At 29.9% G+C, this 12,689-nt stretch carries 11 protein-coding genes and 1 riboswitch; of the genes, 1 reads left to right on the top strand and 10 read right to left on the bottom strand.

What is annotated here, in order from left to right; genetic code table 11:
* The coding region (locus T483_RS29910) for a transposase (RefSeq protein ID WP_196244930.1) at positions 1-292 on the top strand (292 nt) is incomplete at its 5' end.
* A gap of 756 nt (positions 293-1,048) precedes the next feature.
* Here the strand turns inward: T483_RS29910 and T483_RS0127060 are convergent.
* The 10 genes from T483_RS0127060 to T483_RS0127015 form a co-directional block, all read right to left on the bottom strand.
* Positions 1,049-2,053: an ABC transporter substrate-binding protein gene (locus T483_RS0127060; protein ID WP_026889644.1), complete on the bottom strand. Its 1,005-nt coding sequence runs from the start codon at positions 2,051-2,053 to the stop codon at positions 1,049-1,051.
* A complete protein-coding gene (locus tag T483_RS0127055) occupies positions 2,034-2,816 on the bottom strand; it encodes an ABC transporter permease (RefSeq protein ID WP_026889643.1) in 783 nt (260 codons plus the stop codon). The genes T483_RS0127060 and T483_RS0127055 overlap by 20 nt, the downstream gene beginning before the upstream one ends.
* Before the next feature lies 1 nt (position 2,817).
* Positions 2,818-3,579 (bottom strand): ABC transporter ATP-binding protein, encoded by a 762-nt coding sequence (locus T483_RS0127050; RefSeq protein WP_026889642.1) that lies wholly within the window; start codon positions 3,577-3,579, stop codon positions 2,818-2,820.
* Positions 3,580-4,248: a thiaminase II gene (gene tenA, locus T483_RS0127045; RefSeq protein ID WP_026889641.1), complete on the bottom strand. Its 669-nt coding sequence runs from the start codon at positions 4,246-4,248 to the stop codon at positions 3,580-3,582. It abuts the gene before it with no gap.
* 91 nt (positions 4,249-4,339) lie between these two features.
* A riboswitch (TPP riboswitch) is annotated at positions 4,340-4,438 on the bottom strand.
* A 353-nt stretch (positions 4,439-4,791) separates the two neighbouring features.
* Positions 4,792-6,726, bottom strand: coding sequence for a Cache 3/Cache 2 fusion domain-containing protein (locus T483_RS0127040; protein ID WP_026889640.1), 1,935 nt, complete (start codon positions 6,724-6,726; stop codon positions 4,792-4,794).
* Between the two features lie 324 nt (positions 6,727-7,050).
* Positions 7,051-8,247, bottom strand: coding sequence for an enoyl-ACP reductase FabV (fabV, locus tag T483_RS0127035; RefSeq protein WP_026889639.1), 1,197 nt, complete (start codon positions 8,245-8,247; stop codon positions 7,051-7,053).
* A gap of 32 nt (positions 8,248-8,279) precedes the next feature.
* Positions 8,280-8,504, bottom strand: a complete 225-nt coding sequence (locus tag T483_RS0127030) for a hypothetical protein (RefSeq protein ID WP_026889638.1) — start codon at positions 8,502-8,504, stop codon at positions 8,280-8,282.
* A gap of 317 nt (positions 8,505-8,821) precedes the next feature.
* Positions 8,822-9,778: a tRNA dihydrouridine synthase gene (locus T483_RS0127025; RefSeq protein ID WP_026889637.1), complete on the bottom strand. Its 957-nt coding sequence runs from the start codon at positions 9,776-9,778 to the stop codon at positions 8,822-8,824.
* Positions 9,779-10,359: 581 nt separating this feature from the next.
* Complete coding sequence (locus tag T483_RS0127020; RefSeq protein WP_026889636.1) at positions 10,360-10,977, bottom strand: LysE/ArgO family amino acid transporter; 618 nt, start codon at positions 10,975-10,977, stop codon at positions 10,360-10,362.
* A 108-nt stretch (positions 10,978-11,085) separates the two neighbouring features.
* Positions 11,086-12,561 carry a PLP-dependent aminotransferase family protein gene (locus T483_RS0127015; protein WP_026889635.1) on the bottom strand — a complete coding sequence of 492 codons (1,476 nt, stop codon included), beginning with the start codon at positions 12,559-12,561 and terminating at the stop codon, positions 11,086-11,088.
* Between the last annotated feature and the right edge of the window lie 128 nt (positions 12,562-12,689).

Below are 12,689 nucleotides of genomic sequence, written 5' to 3'. Positions count from 1 at the left end.
TAAAAAAGTGTATGTTTTACTGGATAATGCTAAATTTCACACTTCTAGAATAATGCAGGACTTCGCTGACGCGCATAGCGAAGAATTGTTTTTAATAAATACTCCTAGATATTCTCCAGTTCTAAATCCACAGGAAAATATCTGGAATAAGTTGAAAAATTGTATTTTTAGTACTAGTGCTTTTATATCTATTGATGAGCTTTTTGAATCGATAAATTCAATATATATCCATTTAAATGAAGATTTTAACATGGTTAAGTCATTAGTCTATGCTAGAAATTACTATGAATAAGTTTAATTCTTAAGTTGGATATCTATATTGATAACCAACTTTAAAACTATATTTATGTGATAACTTACCGAAATCATAAATATTTTGTTCCGAAAAGCTATGAAAATATCGCTAAAGATTCTAAGCAGCAGGTTGTAGCCACTTTAGCATGCTTCCACTTTCAGTGTGACAAGCTAAATCGGAACAACCTACAACTAAGAATCTTAGTAGCTCATTTTCAAATGTTTTCTCCACAAATATATTTATGATTTCTAGTTAAGATATGAGCTTAAAGTTTTAGCAACTCTATAAATAGGTTCATCTAATAAGTCGAATTCTTAAGTTGTTTATCTATAAAACACATAATTTGTTGCTTTTTTCTCAATCTATATAATTACAATATTATTCTTTCAAGAGTCCAACTGTACCGGTTAAAATATAAATCCTAATAAAAAATCTTATATCATAAAATTAGCTTTTCCTCCGAACTAATCTAATATCACGGAGTATTTATAAAACAAGAACAAAATCGCAGGCGACTGTGGAGCCGGAGATTTTTTCACGCATCTGCCTTTTCGAACGCATGTGAGAAAAACTTGGCAGGCGAATAAGATTTCTTTTTTATTCTTTTTATAATACAAAAACTAGTCAATCAATTTTTTTTAGTTATCCACAGATTTTATCGGAATATAAATTCCTAAAGAATAAAAAAAGATATTATGTCGTAGTTGACATAATATCTTTTTATTAATTTTGTAACTTTAAATAAATATTAAACTATTGAAACACATCTTTACTATCAACATCAGCTTGAAGTAAATTCTTATCTTTTAGCCATTTAATATTGTTATTCCAATTCTCTTTATCTTGACTTAAGAATTTACCACTTTCATTCTCCATAAGAGGTAAAAGTATCTCTAAGCTCTTCTTTTCTATCTCTTCATCTAATGGGAAACTTTCATTTTGAGCCTTCAATATTAAATCTAAAGCCTTATCAGGATTCTTTTGAGTATATTCAAATCCTTTTTTAGCAGCTCCTAAGAACGCTTGTATTGTATCATTATTGTTCTTAATTGCGTCATCACTTGCAACAAATGCTAATTCGTAGTTATTTGGCACGCCAAAATCTGATGGCGCAAAAGTTTCTAATTCAATGCCTTTTTTCTCTAATAATATTTTTTCATGGTTTATATATCCACCTATAATTGCATCAACTTGTTTTGTTTCGATTCCAGGCATTAAGTCATATCCAACATCTACAAATTCAACCTTTGATGGATCTCCACCAGCTTGTGCTACCATTGCTTTAACAGTCTCTTTATCAATATCAAAAGATGCATATCCAACTTTCTTTCCTTCTAGATCTTTTAATGTTTTAACTCCTGAATCTTTACGAACCATTAGTTGGTTTAATGAACTTCTAACTATTGCTCCAACAGATTTAATAGGAATATTTTCGCCTCTTGCTAAGATAATTTGTTTAGGATAGCTTATTGCTAAATCAGCTTTTCCTGCTGCTACTAATTTAATTCCATCATCTGTACCTGCAGGTGTAATTAAGTTAACCTTTAATCCTGCTTCTTTAAAGTACCCTTGCTCTTCTGCTGCATATAAGAATGAATGTACTGCATTTGGATACCAGTCTAAAAGAACATTAACTTCTTTAAGCTCTTTAGTAGCACTTTTGTCCTCCTTATTATTAGAAGCACTAGAGCACCCGCTAAATACTAAACTAACTAACATAACAAATAATAAAAATATACTAAGCTTTCTTAATTTCATGATTGTCCTCCTTCAATCCTCTTCTGTATTTTAATAAAATCTTTTCTAGTAAGAATCCTACGGAAAATAGGACTAATCCTAGAAATGATAAAACTAACACTCCTGCAAAAACCGAATCTGCCTGCAGCATACCTGCTGCTCTCTTAATATATATCCCCAACCCTTTTTCAGCTCCGAGCCACTCTCCTATAGTAGCTCCTGAAATACTATAGGTAGCAGCTATTTTAAAGCTGCTTAAAAAATTAGGTAATACAGAATTCATATGCAGTTTAAAAAATATTTGAAATTTATTCCCTCCAAGGGCTTTTAAAACATCTTCTAAATCTCTATCTACACTATTTAGTCCATCTAAGGTACTTATAACTATAGGGAAAAAACAAAATAATATTACTACTGCTACCTTTGACCATATAGTATATCCAAACCACATAACCATAATTGGAGATAAAGCTATAGTCGGAATTGTTTGAGAAAAAATTATAATTGGATATAAAGTTTTCGAAACATTCCTCCAAAGATATATAGAAAGTGCACAGGATATACCTATAATTACTGATGCTATAAGCCCTAACAGTGCTTCACCTAATGTGATAATCGAATGTTTATATAGTAAATCTTTTTGATCTACTAAAGCCTTTATGATTTCAGAAAATCTAGGCAGAATAAAATTTGGCACCTTAAAATATGGTACTATAAATTCCCAGGCCAAAATTATAATTATCAGAAATATTAAAGGGAATATATAATCTTTAAATTTTTTCATTCTACATTCCCCCCTTATTTTCTTCTAAAGAATCAAGAACATTTAAAATAGCTCTTTTTAGCTCAATAAACTCACTAGAAAGTGTAGTCTCATAATTCCTTGGCCTTTCAATATTTACATCTATAGATTTCAAATTTTTATATGGAAGCTCCGTACAGATAAGAATTCTATCTGATAAAAGTAAAGCTTCATCTATATCATGAGTTATCATAAATACAGTATTATTTTGCCTTTGGCAAAGTTCTAGCAGCCATGCTTGCATTTTTCTTCTTGTTAATGCATCTAGTGAAGAAAATGGTTCATCCAATAAAAGTATTGACGGATTATTTACTATAGCTCTTAGAAATGAAGCTCTTTGTCTCATTCCTCCCGATAATTGATGCGGATAAGACTTTTCAGTGCCTTTTAGCCCAAAGCCTTCAAAGTATGTAGATGCTATTCTTCTAGCAGCCTTCTTACTATGACCATTTAACTCAAGTCCTACTGCAGTATTATCAAGAATATTTCTCCAAGGCATTAAGGAGTCCTTTTGAGGCATATATCCTATAATATTTTTATTGCCTTCTTTTTCTATATTTATATTTCCCTTTTGTGGCTTTAATAGTCCTAAAATTAATCTAAAAAGAGTGCTTTTACCTGTACCGCTAGGCGCGATAATTGTTACAAATTCATTTTTATCTATACTAAAAGATAAATCATCAAGTATAAGTTTATCTGAGTCCTTATACTTAAATGATAAATTATTAATTTCCAATGCTTTCATCTAAATAACCCAACTTTCCTTTTTGTAGCAGCCATCCCAAAACATATATTCATATTTTGAAGATATAATGAATATCTCTTCTAGTTTTTGAAGCTGCCTTTCTGGCAGTCCTTCTGCTAGTTTATCCATAAGTTTTATGCACCAATCATTTTCCTTATTATATTCTTCAGTTGCATATGTAAGTATCCATTCTCTATAAAGTGGATGCTCCAATGCCTTTTTATTCTCAGCTAAAGTCTTGCCAATAAATGCATAACTCCACATACATGGAAGCAGCGCTGCTACTAGCTCTGCTAAAGATCCTTCTGATGATACCTGAAGCATAAATTTTGTGTATGATAAATTACTTGCATTTGGCTTTGTAGCCTCTAGTTCTTCCTTAGTTATTCCAAACTTTTTAGCATATTCAGTATGTGCATCCATTTCAATATTTACTATAGCATTTGCACATTTAGCAAAGGCTTGTATATCTTCTAATGAATCTGCTTTAACCATCCCTAATGCAAAAAGCTTTATATAATCTATTAGATAAACATAATCCTGTTTAACGTAAAAGCAAAACTTATCTTCCTTTAATGTCCCCTCACTAAGCTCCTTAAGAAAAGAATGCTCCAAACATGCCTCCCATATAGGTTGACCTTTCAATAATAATCTTTGCGAAAATTGCATAAAAAAACTCCTCTCAAACAGTATTAAAATACCATTGAAAGGAGTTAATAATCTAATTAAATTATAAATCTACTACCTTTAGATTTAGCTTTATATTATCTTATAACTTCCCTTCGCTGGCATTACCCAGTGCAGGTTCAAAGGGTCTGAAAAACTCATCTCAGCCATTACGGCTCCCCTAGTGCTCGTCTAAATTTTATACTCTAAATGTTAGAATGTCAATGAAAATTTACCATTAAATCAGTATATTATATAGATGCCCAGATTTATTATGTGAACATATTTCCATACTTACTATATATAAATTATTATCTTAACTATAAATCATAAATATATTTGTGGAGAAAACATTTGAAAATAAGCTGCTAAGATTCTTAGTTGTAGGTTGTTTCACTTTAGCTTGTCACACTGAAAGTGGGAGCATGCTAAAGTTGTGAAACCTGCAACTTAGAATCTTCAGCGATATTTTCATAGCTTTTCGGAACAAAATATTTATGATTTCGGCAAGCTATCGCATAAGTCTAATTTATAAGACAATCTTTTTTAGCTATATATATCTGAAAACTCAATATTAATATTTTCAACCTTAGATTGGTTTGCATAGCCATTCTTGCTTTTCTTACCTTTATCTTCTGGTACAATCTTAACAGGAAGGCATATGATAAACTCTGTACCTTCTCCATAAACGCTTTTTACTTCTATTGTTCCTTCATGCATCTCAACTAAGGCTTTAACTATAGATAACCCAATTCCACTACCTTCATGGCTTCTATTTAATAATCGTTCTACCTGCTTAAATCGTTGGAAAAGCTGCGATACTTTTTCCTCTGGAATTCCTCTTCCTGTATCTTTTACAGAGATAACAATATGATCATCCATGTCATATAAAGTAACATTTATTTCATCCCCTGGTTCAGTGAATTTAGTAGCATTTGAAATTAGATTAAGCAAAATTCTTTCTAGCTTTTCTTCATCAAAAGCCATAATTTTTTCTTCATTATCTGTATCAAATATTATTGTTCTAGACATATATCCTACATATTCGGCAGTTGATTGTGTTATATCCTCTACAACTTGTACTATATTGCCATTTTTCAATTCTAATTTCATATAGCCTGAATCGATTTTTGTTATATCAATAAGATTATTCACTAGTCGCACCAATCTATAACAATTTTGCTTTATACTACTTGTATAATTCTTCATTTTCTGAGTATTTAAATTTTCATCTCTGTTTATAAGTACATTAAATAACTGCGCTGTTGAAAATATAATATTTAATGGTGTCCTTAATTCATGTGACATATTAGCAATAAATTCCGTTTTTAATTTTTCATACTGCACGGTTTCTTCTAATAGTCTTTTATTTTCTGACAACATATTATTAAAACTATTCGCCAAAACTCCTATCTCATCTTTACTATCTATATTACATCGTACTGTCAAATCGCCTTTACCCGCTATCTCCATACAGGATTTTAACTTGTTAATAGGCTTAACTAATGTATTAGCTAAAAATAACGCTATAATTCCTCCTAAAACAATTATTATTGCTCCAGTAACTATTGTGGTTGTCAAGATTGATTTAGCTGAAGAATTTAATTCATCATAATCTGCTGTAGTAACTATATACCAATGCCAAGCTTCGAAATACTGATAATATCCTAATTTCTTAACTCCGTTATAAGTGTACTCAATCATTCCACTTTTTTCAGTATGCATTTTTTGAACAAAATCATAATTACTTACATTCTTTCCACTATCAGATGGATGAAGAACTACATTTCCATCAGAATCTAGTATGTACGCATATCCAGTCTTTCCTAATTTAATATTACTTAATGTATCATTTAAATAATCATTAATGATTTTATTTCCTAAACCTATTGCTCCTATTACTTTTTTATCTTTATCTAATATTGGCTTCATTCTTGTTAGATATCCAATTCCCTCTATTCTAATATCGCCAATAAATTCTTCATTATTTAGTGTCTTTTTATAAGCTTCAGTATCACTTGAAATATATGTACCTAATATCCTATTACCATTATTAAATACGGTAGTAGAAACCCTTATTAGTTTATCATCCTGTAATAAAAACATTGTTGCTATAGTACCTGTTGATTGTTTTAGTTTATCAACTATAGTATTATCTAAGGATATTCTTTGATTTCCTGAATATAAAACTGGTAAGTTAAAATCTCCAACTTTTACGATTTCATTGTAATCAACTCTCATATCAGCTAAATCGTTTAATACGTTATTTGCAAAATTTAAATCTCCATAAGATTTCTCAGTAAGCAAATCATTTCTTACACTCAAAGTTGTAATAATTGATTCTGTTAAACGCTGACTTTTTTCGTTTACCTCTTTAAAAACTGCTTTGTTAGATTTATTCCCAATTAAGAAACCCAATACACTTACAGCAAATACAATTAAGATCAAATAGCTAACGATAAGTTTATATTTTATTCTCATTTCAAAACACTTCTCCTTAGTTAATTATGTTTATTAACACTAAAATCAAATGTAACCATAATATACATAGCTATTTGATTTATTGCATACCCGGATAATTATACCACAGGTGCAATGTTTTTTGAAATATTATTATCTCTCTAAAATATATTTGTAAAAAATCGCAGGCGACTATATTTTCTTTTTTATTCCCTTTACAAATTATAACATTCCGAATCAGTATTTCCATAACTTACCTACAATTTTCACTTGAATATAAGTTCTTAGAGAATAAAAAAACAAGAAGTATCATTTTGATACTTCTTAACATAACCCTTAATTAATCTATGGCTCTAGCCTTTTTAACACCTCAACATCAATATCTTCACTATAATTGACTCCATCGATTTCAAATCCATTTAACTGCATAAATTCCTGTTTATATCCGTCATAATCCGATAATATTTTAAAGTTATCTGGAGTTATTTTATCCCACAAGTTATTGACTTCGCTTTGCACATCTTCTCTAAGTTCCCAATCATCCATTCTAAGTCTTCCACTGTTATCAAATTCAGATGGGTTTTCTGTATATATTTTATCAGCAAACATTCTTTGCATCTGCATAATGCAGTTTTCATGCAAATTCTTTTCTTTCATTACTTTATATAATACTGCTGCATATAATGAGAAGGAAGGTATATACGCACTTGCCTTCGTAACAATTGCTTTGTTTACAGAAACAAAAGCCTTTCCATTAATCTTCTTTTTCCACTCTTTATCTATTTGAAGTGCAGAATTTTCAAGATGACGTTTAGCCTCTCCTATTGTACCTTCCCTATAAATTTTATATGTTCTTGATGCTCCAATATATGAATACGAAATTGTTATAGCCTTGTCAGAGAGACAATCATTTTCAAGAAGCAGTTTACACCACTCACTCCAATCTTCACCTCCCATTACTTTTTTTGTTGCTTCTATCTCTTTATCAGTTGCCGAATTAACTTTAGTTGTAACAAGTTCATCTGTCTCCATATCAATTGTCGGCCCCTGAAACTCTCCAGATGTAGTTTTTAAAGTTGACTCGTAAATATTTCCTGTCTTAGGATCTTTTCTTCTTGGCGATGCCAAACTATAAATGAGTAAATCAATTTTTCCAAACTCATCCTTTATATATTTTATAACATTTTCTTTAACTTCATCTGAAAATGCATCTCCAATAAAGTTTTTTGCAATTAATCCTTCTTTTTCTGCAAACTCTTTAAAAAATATATTATTATACCAACCTGCGGTTCCTGTTCTTCTATCTGTAATGCCTGTTTCAAACGAAACTCCAATTGTATCAGCTTTTGCTCCCCCAAATGCTAAAGAAATTCTTGTAGCAAGGCCAAAACCTGATGACGCTCCAATAATCAGCACTTTTTTAGGACCATGGAATTGCTTTGCATTCTTACAATATTCGATTTGGTTTAGTACTTCTTTTCTACATCCATATGGATGGCTTGTTTTCGCTATTCCCTTAATTAATTCAGGTTTAAATATCATTCTATATCCTCCATTTATAAAATCTTCTTTGGCTAGTCTTTGTAAATCTTCGATAATATACTCTCCAGCGAATCACTTAAATATTTTTGATATTTCTTATTAGTTATATGAATCTCTATTTCATTCTTCTTTAGTATATCCACTAAGATTTTATTTTTGGCATTTAAATCTGCCACTGCAAGAACAAGGTTTGCGATAATGTTTTGCATATCTGCATTTTTACCCCTGTATTTCTCAATTATTTCTTTAACACCCATATAATCACCCCCTGATACAATAAATTATAAAAATATCAGTGATTATATTCCAAATTTTATAAATATATATTTTGCAATTCATAATGCACATTTCACAATTCATAATTAATTCTAAAATTATTGCAATATTTTTAGAATTATAATGAAGAATTATTTTTCCAATATATATTATTCCCCTTAATTTATCTTGATAGCAATATTCTAATTATAACTATTTTAAATTTATTTTCTATAACAAACAGTAGTTAAGTATAAATTTTATTTATACAAAATTTATCCCATTAAAAACTGTCTTAATCTATATGATAATTGAACCATTAAAATCCATGTATATCTGTTTTCTTTATATCAAGTTCCTGAAACATGCTTGATATGATTCCTTTATATTCCTGTAAACTACTAGTCTTTCTTATCTTTTTAGCATATTTATCGCTATTAGAAAACATATGTATCATATAAAACCATAATTCTTTCATTTTAAATAAGACATTTTTATCACCTGAAAGAACTTCTTCATATCCCCTGCAGACTTTATCATGAAATGCCTTCATTGATTCTTTATCCACAAGACGATTGGTCTTAATCTCTTCAATCAATCCCGGATTTGCAATAAGTCCTCTACCGAGCATTACTGTTTCAAGCTTCGGATAAGCTTCCGATAATTTTTTATAATCTTCTACATTAAAAATATCACCATTATAACAAACAGGATTTTTACTTAATGCTAATGCATCCTTAAACACTTCCATATTAGGCCTATTTTTATAAAAGTCTGTCTGAATTCTTGGATGAATTATAAGTTCCTCTAAAGGATACTTATTAAAGATTTCAATTAACTCATAAAATTCATCTGGCGTATCCTTTCCAATTCTTGTCTTTATGGAAATCTTGGCTGATGCATTTGAAAATATATCTTCTAAAAATTCATCAAGCTGCTTTCTTTGTGCAAGAAATCCTGATCCCTTATACTTTGCAACAACAGTTCCAGATGGACAACCTAAATTTAAATTAACTTCATCATATCCAAATTTAGTCAATTCATTTACAGTATCAGTGAAATACTCGGAATTGTTAGTAAGTATCTGAGGAATAACATTGATTCCTTTATTATGCTCAGGTAATACATCATTTAATTCTCTAGACGTAAAACTTTTATTTTTAGTTGGTGATATAAACGGCATAAAGTACTTATCAATTTGTCCAAAAAAAGTTTCATATGCATTTCTATATACATACCCAGTGACACCTTCTAATGGTGCAAAATAATATTTCATATTATGAATCTCCTTATTATGTAAGTAATTTCACTTTTATTGTATCCAACAAATACATTTTTGTATATAGGATTCCACAATGAGAATCGAACTTATGTGGATATCAGCCGAAATTGAATACATATTTGTTCCATATGACTATGAAAATTTCATATTATGACCCTTGAGGTTACAAACATGTATCCAATTTCTCTACTTGATATATTTCAAATTTTCAATGAGGAACCCTATGGATAACCCAACTATAAGTTAGCTTTACACTATGAAATATCTTCTAACCAGAAATGAGTGATATACTTTTGTGGAATGTTTCATTGGTAATTTTGATGGATGTGATTCTTTGGCTATAAGTTGTTCCAAATGTGATAGTTCAAAAAGTGAGAATCGAAATTTCATATTTCGTTCTTCGAACTTTCTCTGTGAGCGCTTGTTCTTTGAGGATAGCACTTTGGATGCAACTTTATAGCCTTAGAATCACCCATCAGAATTACCCAAAAACTGGAACAAAAGTATATTATTCATTTCGGTGAGGTATGCGCATAAGTATAGATTATAGTTGGTTTATCTATAGCCACAAAAAGCTATAAATATATTGATTCAATAAATGAGTACCCTAATTTTAAACCATAGAATATAAGTATTAGTCCACAAATTATGTTGATCCATTTAATTATTTTATTAAATTTACTGCTAAACTTGCCTACGAATCCTGCAAGTCCACTAAACCATATGGCTGATGCCATGCAGACCCCCACTATAAAGTACTTTGACATCTCTGCTGGAAGTGAAGCATTGAATCCACCTAATAATAAAGATCCGTCAATTATTGCCTGAGGATTAAGCCACGTAACAGCAAAGCAAGAAATAATAATTTTAATAAATGAATTATCACCCAGCTTTTTATCTTCTAATATTTGCGAAGATGTTCGTATTAATCCAGCTCCTATGTAAATTATAACAACAAATCCAAATAGAAGTATTGCCAATTTTAATAGATAGTATTTTTGAATAAGCACCCCTATTCCGAAAAAACATGCAATCGCTAGTGAAATATCAAATAAGATAGTTATAAGTGCAACTTTATATGTTTCAACCTTACTTTTTTGCATAGCAGTGTTTATTACATATAAGTTTTGTGTTCCTATTGGTGCTACATAAGCAAGTCCAAATAGAAGTCCTTGTAATAAGTATTTAATCATAATTTACCTCCTTTATTAGTTCTTTTCTTATTGTAACTAATGAAATATAAAAAGTCCCCAACCAAGATATTAGTTTATTACCCAACCAAAAGCAGCTATTGAAAAAAATCAATAGCTGCTTTTGGTTATATCATTAAAATAGCTCTTTTTTACTAATTCTGATAATATCCTTAATCCCTTTTCTAACTCTTCCAATGATGCATATGAATATGAAATTCTTAAATTTTGACTATTAGAAAAATCATAAATATTTCCCGGATTAATCAATATTCCTTTCTCATAAGATAATTCAAATAGTTTATTTAATGATAATGATTTCTTTAATTTTAGCCAAATATAAAATCCACCATGTGGTTTACTCCATGTTGCTATACCATCAAAATATCTCTTTAAAATATCTAATATTGCATCTCTTCTAATTTTTAGCTGATTTCTTAGTTGTAATAAATATTCATCATATAAGCCACTATCAATCAATTCGGCTAAGACTTCCTGAGACAAAGAACTTGTTCCATAATCCATCTGCATCTTAAGATCACTTAAATGTTCAATTACATTTTCTGGTCCAACTAGCCAACCAACTCTAAGGCCTGCCGCTATAGATTTTGAAGCCGTGCCTAAATACATCACATTTCCATTTTTATCTTTTGATTTTAACGGTAGCGGTGGCTCTTTATCTAACCATAGTTCTCTATATGCGTCATCTTCAATAATAGGAATTCTTTCTTTTGAACATATTTCTAAAATTTCATTTCTTCTCTCTTCTGTCATTACAATTCCAGTAGGATTTTGGAAAGTCGGTATAGTATATAATAAAGTTGAATTATCATTTTTCTTATTTTTTATAATTTCATTTGGCTTGATGCCAAAGTTATCCATTGAAACACTATTTAAATTCATTCCATATGATTGAAATAAATTAAGTGAACTCAAATATGAAGGCTTTTCAACAAGTATTGTAGATCCACTCTTCAAAATTCCCATAGAAATTAACTGCAGTGCTTGCAAGGATCCGGATACAATTAATATTTTTGACGGGGAAACATTTATATTATGCTTTTTCAGATACTTACTTATTGTTTCTCTTAAATGCAATGATGCTTTTGGTTCCTCATAACCTAAATCTTTTACGTTTTCTGAAACTTTGTTTAAAATCACTTTCATCATATCATGAGGATATAAATCACGAGAAAGCTCTCCAGTTCCTAACCGTATCATTCCATCTTTAAATTCTAATTGATTTATTTTTTGAATTGTAGGCAAATTGGGCTTTTGTATGCCACTTTGAATATAATTTTGCCATTTTAATGGTGAAATAGATGTAATTAGAGACCATGTATTATTAACTATGACAGTTCCTACACCACTTTTACCTTCAATTAGACCTTCTGCTTTTAATTCATCTAAAGCCTCCACAACAGTACTTCTATTTACTTCAAATATTTTTGCAAGCTCTCTTTGTGTTGGCAGTTTACTACCTACGTCCCATTCCCCCGTTGATATCATCGTCTTAATATAATTAACTATTTGCTGATATAATGGGATAGATAACATTTTATTTGGTTTCCAATTAACATTTAACATATAACTCCTATAATATATAGATATCCAACTTTAAAACTATATTCATGTGGTAACTTACCGAAATCATAAATATATTGTTTATCTATAACAACTTCACTATTTATTTTAAATAAATTATGATATTCAAA

This window comes from Clostridium beijerinckii HUN142 (genome assembly GCF_000621745.1).
In the GTDB taxonomy this organism is placed as follows: Bacteria; Bacillota; Clostridia; order Clostridiales; family Clostridiaceae; genus Clostridium; species Clostridium beijerinckii_A.
Note: the sequence above shows the minus strand (reverse complement) of the source record. Positions and strands in the feature narration are given on the sequence as shown.